The organism is Geodermatophilus sp. SYSU D01176 (genome assembly GCF_054050015.1).
In genome coordinates this window covers 67,300-80,872 of the sequence record NZ_JBJGYN010000005.1, presented here as the reverse complement: position 1 = coordinate 80,872, position 13,573 = coordinate 67,300, and the positions used below count along the sequence as shown (strand labels likewise).

Sequence of the window (13,573 nt, the reverse complement as noted above, 5' to 3'; positions counted from 1 at the left end):
CGGTTCGGCGTTCACTGGTGTAAGCGCGTAATCGGAGGAGGTGCGCCATGGGGGTGCTGCCGGAGCCGTCGGCCACGGGTTCCCTGGAGGGGGCCGCCCTGGATGCCTACTCGCAGGTGGTCACCGCCGTCGCCGCCGAGCTGACCCCGCACGTCGCCGCGCTGCAGGTCACCGGGCCCGACGGGCGCGGCGGCGCGGGATCGGCGGTCGTCGTCCCGGGCGAGGGGCTGATGCTGACCAACGCCCACGTCGTCGGTCGCTCCCGCAGCGGGCTGGCCGTGTTCGCCGACGGCACCGAGACCCCGGTCGAGGTCGTCGGCGCCGACCCGCTCTCCGACCTCGCCGTCGTGCGGGCGCGGGGTGCCACGCCCCCGCCGGCGCAGCTCGGCGACGCGTCGACGCTGCGGGTGGGTCAGCTGGTGGTCGCGGTCGGCAACCCGCTGGGCCTGGTGGGTTCGGTGACCGCCGGAGTGGTCAGCGGGCTGGGCCGGTCGCTGCCCACCCGTGACGGCCGCACCGCGCGGGTGGTCGAGGACGTCATCCAGACCGACGCCGCGCTGAACCCCGGCAACTCCGGCGGGGCGCTGGCCGACTCCGCGGGCCGGGTGGTCGGGGTGAACACCGCGGTCGCCGGCTGGGGTCTGGGTCTGGCGGTGCCGGTCAACGACACCACCCGGCGGATCGTCGACGCGCTGGTCCGCGACGGCCGGGTCCGCCGCGCCTACCTCGGGCTGGTCAGCACGCCCGCCCCGCTGCCGGCGGCGCTGGCCGAGCGCACCGGGCGCCGGCGGGGGTTGCGCGTCGTCGACGTCGTCCCCGGCTCGCCGGCCGACCGGGCCGGGCTCAAGGCCGGCGACCTGGTGCTGGAGGCCGGGCGGCGGCCGGTCGCCGAGGCGCAGAGCCTGCAGCGGCTGCTGTTCGCCGAGGCGATCGGCCGGCCCCTGCCGGTGACCGTGCACCGCAACGGCGCGATGGTCGACGTCATCACGGTGCCGACCGAGCTCACCGGCGGGTGAGCGGACACACGGGCGGGTGGCGCGGAGTGAAGCCGCCTCCCCCGGTCGGGCGGCGGCGCCTCCCCCCAACGGGTCTGGTCGGTTCCGTTGCACTGCGGAGCGTCGTCCGGGCAACCGATGCTGGCCCGGACGAACGGGGGGACGATGCATCCGCTGCGACCGGGCGGCTTCGCGCTGCTCTCGCTGCTCTACGCAGTGGGTGCGGTGCTGTGCGCCGTCGGCGCGGTGGTGCCGGCGTCCGAGCGCTCCCCCGTCGCGCTGCTGTGGGGGCTGGCCGGGGTCGGCACCGTCGGGTCGGCCGTGCTGGGGCTGCGGCGGGACCGGCTGGGCCCGCGGGCGCTGCACGCGGCGGTCCTGCTGAGCTCGGTCGCCCTGAGCCTGCTGGCCTGGCGCTCGGCGACCGCCGTGGGGATCGTCGGGCTGGGCCCGGCCATGGTCTCGGTGGGGGTCTTCAGCGCGCACTTCTTCTCCCGCCGGGCCGTGCGGCTGCACGTCGGCCTGCTGCTGGGTCTGACCACGGCGGGCGCCGTGGCCGCGGCTCCCTCCGGGTTCCTGCCGCAGTGGCTGACGGCGGTGGCCACCGTCGTCGTCCTCACCGAGGTGCAGTCCCGGCTCTCCGGCGACCTGTACCGGGCGGCCGGCACCGACCCGCTCACCGGGCTGGCCAACCGGCGCGCGTGGCAGGTCGCGGCCGACCGCAGCCTGGCGCACGCGGTGCGCAGCGACGAGCCGTTCACCGTGGCGCTCATCGACCTCGACGGCTTCAAGGCGGTCAACGACCAGGCCGGGCACGGCGCCGGCGACGCGCTGCTGCAGGCGCTGGCCGCCGGGTGGAGCGCCCAGCTGCGGATGTCGGACCTGCTGGGCCGCTACGGGGGCGACGAGTTCGTGCTGAGCCTGCCGGCCACCGACGCCGCCCGCGCCGAGGACCTGCTGGCCCGGCTGCGGGCCGCGCACCCCGCGGCGTGGTCGGCGGGGACGGCGACCGCCCGACCCGGGGACACCCTCGCCGAGCTGCTGACGCGCGCCGACGCCGACCTCTACCGCACCAAGCGCAGCAAGCGCGGCGGCTGAGCGCGGCCGAGCCGGCCGGCCCCACGGCGGGCGGGGCATCGCCGCGGGGCTCGGGTCGAACGGGTCAGAAGGGTGGCGGGTCGTCGGCGGGGTCGGGTGCCGGTGGTGGCCGGTCGGGTGGTCGGGTGAGGACGCGCGGTTCGGTGAGCTGCGGGTCCGGTGGCCGGCTGGTGCGGGTCACCCCGCTGGGTGCCCGCACGGTGAGGATGCCGTCGGGGGTCATGGCGTCGGTCCAGCCGGGGGCGAGGGTCTTGGGCCGGTGGTGCCGGCGGCACAGGCAGCACAGGGTGGCGCAGTCGGTGGCCCCGCCGCGGGCGGGAGGACGTGGTCGGCGTCGGCCCAGCCGGTCCGGTTGTCGCAGCCGGGATGCCGGCAGGTGCGGTCCCGGGTGTGCAGGAACCGGCGCTGCGCGGCGCTGGGCTGGTACGCGTCGGTCGGCTCCGGGCGGCCGATGAGCGGGCAGCCGCAGGCCCCGGCCGGAGGGGTGGGGCAGCCGCGGCGGGCCGCCTGCCGCAGCTCCCGCAGCGTGGCGACCGCCTGCGGGGCGCCGGTGTCGTCGGTGCAGGCGGCGCTGAGGCTGCCGCCCGGCGGCGTCTGGAGGCCGATCGCGTCGAGCCGGGCGAGCAGGTCGCGCGCGTGGGCGGCGGTGACCGGGGTGCCGGCCACCGCCCCGGTCGGCTCCGCGTCGCTGCCCGCCGGCGTGAAGGCCGGCGGAGGTGGGGCGCCGCCGGCGAGTAACCGCTCCGGGGGTCAGCGCCCCCGGCGGCACCTGCACCTCGAGGTGCGCGGCCACCGGGTCGGGCACCCGCCAGGGGCGCAGCACCAGATCGGCCAGGACGCCCGAGCGGAGCAGGCCGAGCGGCCGGTCGTCCCCGGCCTTCCTGGCCCGCCGGGCGAGCTCGTCGATGGTCGCCTGGCAGGCCGCGGCCAGCTCGTCGGGCAGGCCGGCGACCAGCTCGCTGACCCCGTCGCCGACCGGGCGGCGGCGCACGGTCACCGCCCGGTGCGCCCGGTCCCGGCGGCGGTCGGCGGCCGCGGCGTCGCGGGCGGTCAGCTCCGCCCGCAGCCGCGCCTTGACCCGGCGGATCGACAGGTCCGCGGCCTGCGGCAGCACCACCGCCTCGGCCGCGGCGAGCACCGCCGGGTCGGTGCCGCGCACCTGCCAGCCGAGCTCCTCGGCGAGGGTGCGGGCCCGCGGCCAGTCCAGCGCCCCGGCCGCCAGCGCGGCCAGGGTGGCCGGCAGCGCCCGGGTGAGGGTGAGCGCGTGCTCGGTCAGCGTGGTCGTCGACGCCCGGGAGCAGTGCAGCGTGAGCGCCAGCTCGTCGGGAAAGAACGCACTGATGCCCTCCGGCGCCGAGTCATCCCCGGCATCCGCCGCCCCCCGGCCCACCGGGCCGCCGGTCGGCCGACGCCGGCCGGTCGGCGGCGAATGCGGCGACCAGCTCCAGCTCGTAGGCGGCGAGGTCGGCCCTGGCCCGCTGCACCCGCTGCAGCTCGAGCGCCTTCTCCTCCGGCGACCGGGCCCAGACCGGCAGCTCACCCAGCGGCGGGGAGGAGATGACCGGAGGCCCGAACTCCGGCGGGCACGGCGCGAGGTCGGCCACCGTCAGGCCGACGCCGTACCCACTCCCGAACACGCCCCCACACTAGGCCGGGGGGTACGACACTTTCCGGCCGCTGACCAGCGAAGACGCGGATCGGGGCGCCCCGAGGAAGTCGATCATGGGGTCGGCGCCGGCGACACGCGCCGCCACGCCGCAGCAGCCGACAACAACCCCCTGATCAACATGGTGGGGCTCAAGCGGCCCGCGCCGGGCGTGCGCGGGCCGACATGCCCGAGCCGCCGGCACCCCGCACCGACGAGTCGCCGCGGCCGCCCCGACCGCACCGCCGGCTGGGGTCAGCCGACAGGTCAGGGGCGACGCCAGTCGTCGCCGGTCATGTGCGAGCCGGCCATCGGGCCCATCTGCAGCATGCCGCCGTCGACGGCGTAGGAGGACCCGGTGACGTAGGCGGCTGCCGGCGAAGCGAGGAAGGCGATGACTGCGGCGACCTCCCGGGCGTCGCCGGGCCGGCGCAGCGGGACGCCGGGCCGCTCGTGCCCGGGCGCGGTCGGGTCCTCGTCCTCCTGACCCGTCATCGGGGTGGCGATCTCGCCGGGCGCGACGGCGTTGACCGTGATCCCGTGCTCGGCCAGCTCGATCGCGGCGACCCGGGTCAGCAGGCCCAGCCCGCCCTTGGCCGCGCAGTAGGCGGCGGCGCCCACCCGCGGTTGGTGCTCGTGGACGCTGGTGACGTTGACGATCCGCCCACCGCGGCCGGCGGCGACCATCCGGCGGGCGGCCCGCTGGAGGCAGAGGAAGGCGGCGTCGAGGTCGGTGGCCAGCACCTCGCGCCAGGTCGCGAAGTCGGTGTCGAGGACGGTCGACATGTGTCCGGTGCCGGCGTCGTTGACCAGGACGTCGACCCCGCCCAGTGCCTCGGCGAGCTCGTCGACGACGTCGGCGGCCTGCGGCAGCCGGGTGAGGTCGACGGGCCGGACCTCCGCGCGGCGGCCCGCCGCCCGCACCTCGTCGGCGGTGGCCTCGGCGGCCTCGCGCTCGCGGTACCAGGTGATCCCGACGTCGCAGCCGGCCTCGGCGAGGGCCACGGCGGTGGCCCGGCCGATGCCGGACTCGGAGCCGGTGACGATGGCAACGCGGGGCGCGGCTGCGGTCATGGCCCGACGCTAGATGAAGGACCCCTCTGCCCCCACCGCTCGCAAGCTCGCGGCGGGACCCTGCAGAGGGCCGGCCGGACGACCGACCGACACCGGATCGCAATGCGACCGGGGCTGCCCCGGGTATCGAGCGAGCATGACCCCAGGCCGACGACCTTCCGCGCGCGTCGCTGTCGCTGCGCTGCTCGCCGTGCTGCTCAGCGGGTGCGTGGCGGTGGAGGTCCCGGTGTCCGGACCGGCTCCCGAGCCGGCCGCCCCGGCCTCCACCCCGCCGCCCGTGGAGTCCTCCGGTGCGGAGCAGGACATGGCGCGGGACATCTTCGACCGGGTCAACGACGAGCGCGTCGAGCGGAGGCTCGCACCGGTGGAGTGGGGCGAGGAGCTCGCGGCAGTGGCCCGCAGCTGGAGCGCCGAGATGGCACGCACCGAGCAGCTACGGCATCAGGACATGGGAGCACTGCTCGCGCGTGAGGACCTCTCGCATCTCCAGGGCATCGGCGAGAACGTGTTCCAGGCCACCGGTCCGGTACCGGCGGGCACGATCCACGCGGGCTGGATGCGCTCCGACGACCACCGGGTCAACGTGCTCAACCCCGGCTGGAACCAACTCGGCGTCGGTGTGCACTGCGCGGAGGACGGCTCGGTGTGGGCCACTCAGGAGTTCGGCCGGACGGCGGGCGCCGACCGGCCCGCCGTTGCCACCACCACTCCGCCGCCGGAGCCGCTCGTGCACCCCGGGGACGACGGACCCACCTGTGGGTGACGGGCCTCAGGCGCGTTATGTGGGTTGCCCACGGCAACTGATCGCTTGACATGAGGGCGCCTCTGCGGAACGTGGCGGTTGTCGAAGACCCCTCGCCCGCAGAGGCGCCCATCATGCTGCCCACCGAGGACCTGTTCGTCCACGTCTACGTGCTCGTCGACGACGCCATCACCGCCGGGGAGGTCACCATCCCGGCCCGGCCGGGTCCGCCCCCGGCCTGCAGCGACGCCGAACTGCTCACCATCGCGCTGGTGCGCCATCTGCTGGGCCGGCGCAGCGAGGCCGGCTTCCTGGGCGAGGTGGCCCGCGACTGGGCGCCGCTGTTCCCCCGGCTGCCCCACCAGTCCCAGGCCAACCGGCGCATCCGCTGGCTGTGGGCGGCCTTCGAGCAGCTGCGCGCCGCGCTGACGGCCGGGTGCCCGGTCGATGACTGCGCCCAGATCGACACCAGCGCGCTGCCGGTCAAGCACCCCTCCCGGGTCCGCGGCCCCGACGGCTGGATCGGCCCCAACGCCCTGGTCGCCCGGTTCGGCCGCGACGGCGCGCACGGCGAGTGGTTCTACGGCTTCCGGCTGGCGATCCGGACCGATCTGGGGACCCGGCTGGTGCGCGCCTGGAGCATCGTGCCGGCCGCGGTCAACGAACGCGACGTCGCCGCCGACCTGCTCGAGGTCGGTCCACCCCCGTGCGACCTGCTCGTCGACAAGGGCTTCGCCGGGCGGGCCTTCGCCGCCTCATGCGCCGCCCGTGGCATCGCCGTGCTCACCCCGCCCACCAAGGCCCAGCGGCCCAACATGCCCAGAACGCTGCGCCGGGTGATCGCCTGCTGGCGCAACTACATCGAGGTCACCTTCGGCGACCTCACCGACCGGATGGAGCTGGCCCCCCACGGCGCCCACACCTTCTGGGGCCTGCTGACCCGCACCGCCGCCACGATCGCCGCGCACACCCTGCTACGCGTTCACGCCGCCGACCTCGAGATTGCATAGGTCAACACACATAACGCGCCTCAGGCGGCCGTGAGGCGCTGGTCGAGCAGGGCGTCGACGTCGGCCTCGGCCTCCGCCACCCGCCGCACGTTCTCCGCCGACGGGCTGTGGGTCGCGGCGCTCCGGGCGACACCGAGCGCGATGTAGGCGACGGCGATCTCCAGGTCCAGCGTCTCGATGCTGGTCACGGTGCGGGTCATTGCGACCTCCCCTCGGTGGGACGGTCCCCATGCTCGCCCTGGGGTACGACAGAACCGGCCCTGCTGAACCGATGTCCCCACTCGTGCAGCTGATACAGCAACTCCGGCGGCGAGACGACGGACACCTCGGCGCCCACCGTGCCGATGGCGAACGCCGGCCAGTCCAGCCCGTCGGCCTCCATCTGCACCCGGCTGGAGCCGGGGGCGTCGTCCTCGACCCGCGCCCACCGGCCGATCCGGGCCCGCACCCGGTCGGCGGGGGCCGCGACGAGGAACTCGACGGAGACCGGGGCGCCGAGTCCGGTCGTGCCGGCCCGGACGAAGGCGACGGCGTCCTCGGCCGGCAGGCGCCGCGGCGCGAACCGCGCGCCGGTCGGCCGCGGCCGGGTCAGTCGGTCGAGGCGGAAGCTGCGCCAGTCGCCGCGGTCGAGGTCGTAGCCGACCAGGTACCAGCGCCGGCCGAGGGTGACCAACCGGTGCGGTTCGACCCGGCGATCCGACGGGGTGGCGTCGGCGGCGGTGTAGGCGAAGGACAGCCGTTCGCCGTCGCGGCAGGCCTGGGCGACGACGGTCAGCGCCTCCGGGTCGACGAGCTGCCCCGGACCCGCCCACGGCACGGGATCGGTCACCGCACGCAGCGCCTCCACCCGGCGCCGCAGCCGCGCGGGCATCACCTGCACGACCTTGGCCAGCGCCCGCACCGACGACTCCGCCGTCCCGGCGACGGCGCTCTGCGCGGCGGTCTGCAGGCCCACGGCCAGGGCCACCGCCTCCTCGTCGTCGAGCACCAGCGGGGGCAGGGCGGCGCCCGGGGCGAGTTGGTAGCCCCCGTCGACACCGCGCTGCGCCTCGACCGGGTAGCCGAGCTCCCGGAGCCGGTCGACGTCCCGGCGCAGGGTGCGCACCGAGACGCCGAGCCGGTCGGCGAGGTGGGGTCCGGCCCAGTACCGGCGCTGCTGCAGCAGGGAGAGCAGGCGGAGGGTGCGCGCGGACGGATCGCTCATGCCGGGATCCTGCCGCGCATTGCGGTCAGGATCTGACCGTTGCCGTCCCTAGCGTCGTCCTCGCCAGCACGCAGGACATCCGAGAGGCGATCCCATGGCCACGACGACACCGACCGGCGAGCGGGCGGACCTGCTGGAGGCGCTGGCCGCCCACCGGCACTTCCTCCGCTTCACCGTCCGGGGCCTCACCGAGGAGCAGGCCCGGCAGCGGACCACCGCCAGCGAACTCACCCTCGGCGGGCTGCTCAAGCACGTCGCCTCCCAGGAGGCCGGTTGGGTGCGGTTCGTGCTGGAGGGGCCGAGCTCCATGCCGGGGCCCGACGACCCGGAGCAGATGGAGCGCTGGGCCCAGGAGTTCCGGCTGGGCCCCGACGAGACGCTGGACGGCGTCCTGGCCCACTACGAGGAGGTCGCTCGGCGCACCGACGAGCTGGTGCGCACGCTGCCGGACCTCGACGCCTCCCACCCGCTGCCGGAGGCGCCGTGGTTCGAGCCGGGCGCCACCCGCTCGGCCCGCCGCGTGTTCCTGCACATCATCGCCGAGACCGCCCAGCACGCCGGGCACGCCGACATCCTGCGTGAGTCCCTGGACGGTCAGAAGACGATGGGCTGAGCCGGCGGAGCCCACCGGCCGGACAGCGCCCCTGCCACACCCGGCGTGATATATGACTGAGTCAGTCATAGGATCACGCCATGGAGCGGCTGGAGAACCTGCTGGGGGCCTTCGCCCTCGCGGTCGGCGATCGGGTGGCCGCCGCGACCGAGGCGGCCGTCGGCGCGGGTGGCGCGGCGGCCGCCGTCCTCGTGCACCTGCACCACCACCCCGACAGGTCCGTGTCCGACCTGGCCGCTGTGGTCGGGGTGGGCGGCTCCGGTGGCGTGCGGCTGGTCGACCGTCTCGAGGGCCAGGGCCTCGTCACGCGGGGATCCAGCCCCACCGATCGGCGCACCGTCCTGCTGCGGCTCACCGACGCGGGGACCGAGACGGCCCGACGGGTCCTGCGGGCCCGCGAGGACGCGGTGCGGCAGGTGGTGGAGGTCCTCGGTGCGGACGAGCGCTCGGTGCTGGAGCACCTGCTCCCGGACCTGGTGACCGCGCTGGCGAGCAGCCGGACGGAGGTGCTGCGCACCTGCCGGCTGTGCGACGTGACCGCCTGCCGGCAGGCGCCGGGGTGCCCGTTCGACTGCAGCCCCCGGGACGACGGCGACCCGGCGTGAGCGCCGCCCCGGCCGGCACCGCGACCAGCGCCGACCAGGTCCGACCGTGGGCGCTGATCGGGTCGGGACTGGCCGTGGTGGCGGTCGCCTTCGGGCTCGCCCGCTACGGCTACGGGCTCCTGCTGCCGCAGATGCGGAACACCCTGGCCCTGTCGCTGGGCCAGCTGGGCGTCATCGGCGGCGCCGGGTACGGCAGCTACCTGGTCGCGTCCCTCGCCTGCCCCGCCCTGCTGTCCCGGTTCGGGTCGCGGGTCACCGTGATGGCCGGCGGGGCGGCCGCCGCCGCGGGGATGGCGGTGTGCGCCGCGGCCGGCGGCCCGCTCAGCCTCGGGGTCGGTGTCGCCGTCGCCGGCGCGAGCCCGGCGCTGGTGTGGCCCGCCTACGTGGACGCGGTCGAGGAACAGCTGCCCGCGGACCGCCGGGCACGCGGCCACGGGGTCATCAACTCGGGTACCGCCTACGGCGTCGCCGTGGCCGGGCCGGTGAGCCTGCTCGCCACGGGCTCCTGGCGGGTGGCCTGGTGGACATTCGCCGCCGCGGCACTCCTGGCCACGATCTGGGCGGTCCGCACCCTGCCCCAGCGGGCCCCCCGCACCCACGGCTCCACCGGTGGCGGAGGCCTGGTGGCGGTGGCCCGGGAGCAGGGGGCGCGGCTGCTGGTCGCGGCGTTCCTCGCCGGTCTCGTCGCCGGCTGCTACTCGACCTTCGGGGTGGAGGCCGCCACCGCCCAGGCGCCACTGGGGGAGATCAGCGGCGGGGTCTTCCAGACCCTCGTCGGCGTCAGCGGTGTCGCCGGAGGGATCATCGGGGCGCTGCTGGAGAGGACCTCGCTCCCCCGCCTGCTGGCGGTGACGGCATCGACCCTCGCCGCGTCCTGCCTGCTCCTGGCTGCCGCACCCGGCCTCGTCCTGGTCTCCGCGGTCCTCTACGGCGCGAGCTTCATCGCGATCGTCGGACTGCTCCTCATCTGGAACAACACCCTGGTCCCGCGGACCCCCGCCACCGGGATCACCACCGCGATGCTGGCCATGGCCCTCGGACTCGTCGTCGGCCCTCCCCTGGCCGGCGCCGTCGCCGGGGCGGCGGGCCTCACCACGGTGTTCGTCGCCTGTGCTCCCCCCGCCGTCACCATCGGGGTGCTCGCCCTCCCCCGGCGTCGGCCCCGCACCACGCCGGGGCCGTGACCACCGCGGGCACGGGGGCCGGTCGGCGGGTCCGGGTCAGCCCTCCTCGAGGGCCCGGAGCGCGGCCAGGGCGCGGTCACGGGCGGCGGTCGCCTCGGTGGCGTGCCGCTCGGCGGTCCGCCGGTGCCGCTCGGCCCGCGCGAGCTCCTCGGCGGTCCGCGCGGCCTCCTCCTCGGTGCGGGCGAGCTCGTCGGCCAGCTCCTCGGCCCGCGCCTGCAGGTCGGCGCGGCGCGCGTCGAGGTCGTCGACCCGGTGCCGTTCCTCCTCGGCCGCGGCGACGGCCTCGGCGGCCAGCGCGGCGGCCTCCTCCGCCGCGGCGCGCGCCTCCTCGAGCTCCCGCCGGCGGCGCTCCTCGGCCGCCCGGCGTGCCTCCTCCTCGGGGCGGCGCGATACCTCCTCGGCGGCCCCCCGCGCTTCCTCCTCCCGGGGTCGGCGGGCGGCCGCGGTGCCGCCGCGCGACCGGGCCGGCTCCTGCTGCGGCTCCGGGCGCGCCGGCACCAGCCGCAGCGCCGGCCGGCTGCCCGTCGTCCCCAGGCCGCTGTAGGACATTGCGCCAGTGAGCCGCCCGGACAGCAGCGCCTCGCCGGCCTCCGGATCGGCCATCGCGGCGCGCAGCGTGTCCGCGACCTGGGTCTCCACGGTGCCGCCCACCCGCATGCCGTGCTCCCGGGCGAGCGCGGTCGCCTGGCGGGTGAGCGCGGTCAGCAGCTGGGAGCGCTGGCGGTCCAGCGCCCGCAGCTGGTCCCCGGCGAGGTTCTCCTGCGCCTCGCGGAGCAGCCCACCGAGCTCGACCAGCCCCTCGATCTCCGCGCGCTGCCCGCGGACCAGCAGGTTGCACACCCACGCCGCGGCGGTGGGCTTGGGCAGCGCGCCGATCTCGCGGGCGAGGGTGCGGTCCCCCGCGGCGCGGGCGTCCGCCTGGCGCTGCGTGCGGACGGCGACGAACTCGCCGGGTGGCACCGCGTACAGCTCATCGGCCACCTCGTCGAGATCCACGCGGCCGACCCTGCCACGCGGCCGCAGCGGTCAGCAGCAGCCGGCCGCCGAGCCGGCGCAGCAGCGGCCGTCGCCGCCCACCGCGGACAGCTCCTCCTCGGTGCGGCCCTCCAGGTCGGGGCGGGCGTCGGCGGTGACCGTGTAGACCTCCCACGGCTCCCCGCCCGGGCCGGTCACCCACACCTTGTCCTGGACGGCGTAGCAGCACGTCGTCCCCTCCTCGACGCGGGTGGCCAGGCCGGCGTCGGCCAGCCGGACGGTGGCCGCGGCGACCTCGTCGGTCGTGGGCACCTCGACGCCGAGGTGGTCCATCCGCGTGGGCTCCCCGGCGGCGCCCTCGAGCAGGACAAGCTTCAGCGGCGGCTCGGCGACGGCGAAGTTGGCGTAGCCGGGACGGCGCTTGGCGGGCGCGGTGCCGAACAGCCGGGCGTAGAAGTCGACGGCGGCGTCGAGGTCGGCGACGCGCAGGGCGAGCTGGATCCGGGACACGGGGACCTCCTCGGGCATAGGACATCGACGCTCGTCGATGCAAGGCCCAGCATGACGACAGGGATCGACGACCGTCAATACCGTGCGGCACGATGGCGCCCGTGACCACGACCCGGGTGAGCCGGCACCTGGCCGCGCCGCGCGCCGCCGTCTACCGCGCCCTGCTCGACCCCGAGGCCGTCGCGCGGTGGAAGGTCCCCGCGGGCATGACGTGCCGGGTACACGAGTTCGACGCCCGCGAGGGCGGCGCGCTGCGCGTCTCGCTCACCTACGACGAGCCGGGCGCGCAGGGCAAGACGACGGCTCACACCGACACCTACCGCGGCCGCTTCGTCCGCCTGGTGCCCGACGAGCTGGTGGTCGAGGTCGACGTCTTCGAGACCCCCGACCCCACCCTGCAGGGCGAGATGACCAGCACCATCACGCTGGCCCACGCCGACGACGGCGGCACCGAGCTGACCGCCGTCCACGACGGGGTGCCCGACGCCGTGGCCCCCGCCGACAACGAGCTCGGCTGGCGGATGGCCCTGGACCGGCTCGCGACGCTCGTCGAGCGCGACGCCTGAGAGAGGACCCCCTGTCCCCGGCCCCGTCCAGGGCACCGCCCCGAGCCTGCGAGGGGTGGGGAGGACGGGGTCCTCTTTCAGGCCGTGCGGGGGGCCTCCCAGAGGTCGATGCCCGAGTCGACGGCGTGCTCGTCGATCGCGGTGAGCTCGTCGTCGGAGAAGTCCAGCCGGTCCAGGGCGCCGACGTTCTGCTCCAGCTGGCCGACGCTGCTGGCGCCGATGAGCACGCTCGTGACGCGCGGGTCGCGCAGCGCCCAGGCCAGCGCCATCTGCGCCAGGCTCTGCCCGCGCTTCTGCGCGATGTCATCGAGCGCGCGGACGTGGCCCAGCGCCTCCCCGGTGAGCAGGTCGGTCGACAGCGACTTGCCCTGGCTGGCACGCGAGCCCTCCGGGACGCCATCCAGGTACTTGCCGGTGAGCATCCCCTGGGCCAGCGGCGAGAAGGCGATGCAGCCGGCCCCGACGTCCTCGAGGGTGTCGAGCAGGCCCTCGGTCTCGATCCAGCGGTTGAGCATCGAGTACGACGGCTGGTGGATCAGCAGCGGCGTCCCGAGGTCGGCGAGGATCTCCGCGGCCTTCGCGGTGTCCTCCGGGGCGTACGACGAGATGCCGACGTACAGGGCCTTGCCGGCCTGGACGGCGCTGTGCAGCGCGCCCATCGTCTCCTCGAGCGGCGTGGTCGGGTCCGGCCGGTGGGAGTAGAAGAGGTCGACGTACTCCAGGCCCATCCGGCCCAGCGACTGGTCCAGGCTGGACAGCACGTACTTGCGCCCACCGCCGCCCTGGCCGTACGGGCCGGGCCACATGTCGTAGCCCGCCTTGGTGGAGATGACCAGCTCGTCGCGGTACGGGCGGAAGTCGTCACGGAGGTGCCGGCCGAAGTTGGTCTCGGCCGAGCCGTAGGGCGGTCCGTAGTTGTTGGCCAGGTCGAAGTGGGTGACGCCGAGGTCGAAGGCGCGGCGCAGGATGTCGCGCTGCCGGTCGAAGGGGACGTCGTCCCCGAAGTTGTGCCACAGACCGAGGCTGACCGCCGGCAGGTCCAGGCCGCTGTGGCCGGTGCGCCGGTAGGTCATCGAGTCGTAGCGGTCGTCAGCTGCGCGGTACGCCATGGGTGCGATCCTGCCCGACCGCGAGGTCTCGAACCGGGCCGCCCCGGTCCTACGCTGGGACCCCCGCTGCACCGGAGGTGTGCCGTGCTGCGACTCCTCGGCGTCCTGCTGCTCGTCTGGCTGGTGGTCACCGTCGTCGGCGCCGTGGTCGAGGGCCTGTTCTGGCTGGCCGTGCTGGGGCTGGTCCTCGTCGTCCTCACCGGGGTGGCCGGCTGGAGGCGGCGCGACCCCCGGGTCTGACCGCGG

General features: G+C 76.1%; 17 protein-coding genes. 9 read left to right on the top strand and 8 right to left on the bottom strand.

The annotated features are described in order from the left end of the window. The first annotated feature begins 47 nt into the window (after nucleotides 1-47). Nucleotides 48-1,016, top strand: a complete 969-nt coding sequence (locus tag ACI78Z_RS05085) for a S1C family serine protease (RefSeq protein ID WP_457035438.1) — start codon at nucleotides 48-50, stop codon at nucleotides 1,014-1,016. A gap of 144 nt (nucleotides 1,017-1,160) precedes the next feature. Continuing rightward, nucleotides 1,161-2,090 (top strand): diguanylate cyclase, encoded by a 930-nt coding sequence (locus ACI78Z_RS05080; RefSeq protein WP_457035437.1) that lies wholly within the window; start codon nucleotides 1,161-1,163, stop codon nucleotides 2,088-2,090. A 64-nt stretch (nucleotides 2,091-2,154) separates the two neighbouring features. On the opposite strand, the gene ACI78Z_RS05075 is transcribed toward ACI78Z_RS05080, so the two are convergent. The 3 genes from ACI78Z_RS05075 to ACI78Z_RS05065 form a co-directional block, all read right to left on the bottom strand. Next, complete coding sequence (locus ACI78Z_RS05075) at nucleotides 2,155-3,480, bottom strand: DUF222 domain-containing protein (RefSeq protein WP_457035436.1); 1,326 nt, start codon at nucleotides 3,478-3,480, stop codon at nucleotides 2,155-2,157. Beyond that, nucleotides 3,449-3,727 (bottom strand): hypothetical protein, encoded by a 279-nt coding sequence (locus ACI78Z_RS05070; protein ID WP_457035435.1) that lies wholly within the window; start codon nucleotides 3,725-3,727, stop codon nucleotides 3,449-3,451. The genes ACI78Z_RS05075 and ACI78Z_RS05070 overlap by 32 nt, the downstream gene beginning before the upstream one ends. A 275-nt stretch (nucleotides 3,728-4,002) precedes the next feature. Further along, nucleotides 4,003-4,809, bottom strand: coding sequence for an SDR family oxidoreductase (locus ACI78Z_RS05065; RefSeq protein WP_457035434.1), 807 nt, complete (start codon nucleotides 4,807-4,809; stop codon nucleotides 4,003-4,005). Between the two features lie 136 nt (nucleotides 4,810-4,945). Between ACI78Z_RS05065 and ACI78Z_RS05060 the strand changes: the two genes are divergently transcribed. After that, a complete protein-coding gene (locus ACI78Z_RS05060; RefSeq protein ID WP_457035433.1) occupies nucleotides 4,946-5,572 on the top strand; it encodes a CAP domain-containing protein in 627 nt (208 codons plus the stop codon). Nucleotides 5,573-5,685: 113 nt separating this feature from the next. After that, nucleotides 5,686-6,561 carry a transposase gene (locus ACI78Z_RS05055; RefSeq protein ID WP_457035432.1) on the top strand — a complete coding sequence of 292 codons (876 nt, stop codon included), beginning with the start codon at nucleotides 5,686-5,688 and terminating at the stop codon, nucleotides 6,559-6,561. A gap of 20 nt (nucleotides 6,562-6,581) precedes the next feature. Here ACI78Z_RS05055 and ACI78Z_RS05050 read toward each other — a convergent pair whose 3' ends face one another. Next, entirely contained in the window at nucleotides 6,582-6,761 is a 180-nt protein-coding gene (locus ACI78Z_RS05050; protein ID WP_457035431.1) for a hypothetical protein, read from the bottom strand. After that, the gene (locus ACI78Z_RS05045) at nucleotides 6,758-7,765 is read right to left on the bottom strand and encodes a helix-turn-helix transcriptional regulator (RefSeq protein ID WP_457035430.1); all 1,008 of its coding nucleotides are present in this window, start codon (nucleotides 7,763-7,765) and stop codon (nucleotides 6,758-6,760) included. The genes ACI78Z_RS05050 and ACI78Z_RS05045 overlap by 4 nt, the downstream gene beginning before the upstream one ends. Before the next feature lie 94 nt (nucleotides 7,766-7,859). Between ACI78Z_RS05045 and ACI78Z_RS05040 the strand changes: the two genes are divergently transcribed. The 3 genes from ACI78Z_RS05040 (at nucleotide 7,860) to ACI78Z_RS05030 (ending at nucleotide 10,167) form a co-directional block, all read left to right on the top strand. Continuing rightward, nucleotides 7,860-8,378: a DinB family protein gene (locus tag ACI78Z_RS05040; protein ID WP_457035429.1), complete on the top strand. Its 519-nt coding sequence runs from the start codon at nucleotides 7,860-7,862 to the stop codon at nucleotides 8,376-8,378. 80 nt (nucleotides 8,379-8,458) lie between these two features. Further along, nucleotides 8,459-8,983, top strand: a complete 525-nt coding sequence (locus ACI78Z_RS05035) for a MarR family winged helix-turn-helix transcriptional regulator (protein WP_457035428.1) — start codon at nucleotides 8,459-8,461, stop codon at nucleotides 8,981-8,983. Beyond that, entirely contained in the window at nucleotides 8,980-10,167 is a 1,188-nt protein-coding gene (locus ACI78Z_RS05030) for an MFS transporter (protein ID WP_457035427.1), read from the top strand. The genes ACI78Z_RS05035 and ACI78Z_RS05030 overlap by 4 nt, the downstream gene beginning before the upstream one ends. A gap of 36 nt (nucleotides 10,168-10,203) precedes the next feature. Here the strand turns inward: ACI78Z_RS05030 and ACI78Z_RS05025 are convergent, their stop codons facing one another. Then, nucleotides 10,204-11,163 (bottom strand): hypothetical protein, encoded by a 960-nt coding sequence (locus ACI78Z_RS05025; RefSeq protein ID WP_457035426.1) that lies wholly within the window; start codon nucleotides 11,161-11,163, stop codon nucleotides 10,204-10,206. 30 nt (nucleotides 11,164-11,193) lie between these two features. Beyond that, complete coding sequence (locus ACI78Z_RS05020) at nucleotides 11,194-11,652, bottom strand: ArsI/CadI family heavy metal resistance metalloenzyme (RefSeq protein ID WP_457035425.1); 459 nt, start codon at nucleotides 11,650-11,652, stop codon at nucleotides 11,194-11,196. A 92-nt stretch (nucleotides 11,653-11,744) separates the two neighbouring features. On the opposite strand from ACI78Z_RS05020, the gene ACI78Z_RS05015 reads away from it, so the two are divergent. Continuing rightward, the gene (locus ACI78Z_RS05015) at nucleotides 11,745-12,218 is read left to right on the top strand and encodes an SRPBCC family protein (protein ID WP_457035424.1); all 474 of its coding nucleotides are present in this window, start codon (nucleotides 11,745-11,747) and stop codon (nucleotides 12,216-12,218) included. Between the two features lie 77 nt (nucleotides 12,219-12,295). Here the strand turns inward: ACI78Z_RS05015 and mgrA are convergent, their stop codons facing one another. Next, complete coding sequence (gene mgrA / locus ACI78Z_RS05010; protein ID WP_457035423.1) at nucleotides 12,296-13,327, bottom strand: L-glyceraldehyde 3-phosphate reductase; 1,032 nt, start codon at nucleotides 13,325-13,327, stop codon at nucleotides 12,296-12,298. An 84-nt stretch (nucleotides 13,328-13,411) separates the two neighbouring features. On the opposite strand from mgrA, the gene ACI78Z_RS05005 reads away from it, so the two are divergent. Continuing rightward, the gene (locus ACI78Z_RS05005; RefSeq protein WP_457035422.1) at nucleotides 13,412-13,567 is read left to right on the top strand and encodes a hypothetical protein; all 156 of its coding nucleotides are present in this window, start codon (nucleotides 13,412-13,414) and stop codon (nucleotides 13,565-13,567) included. Nucleotides 13,568-13,573 lie beyond the last annotated feature (6 nt).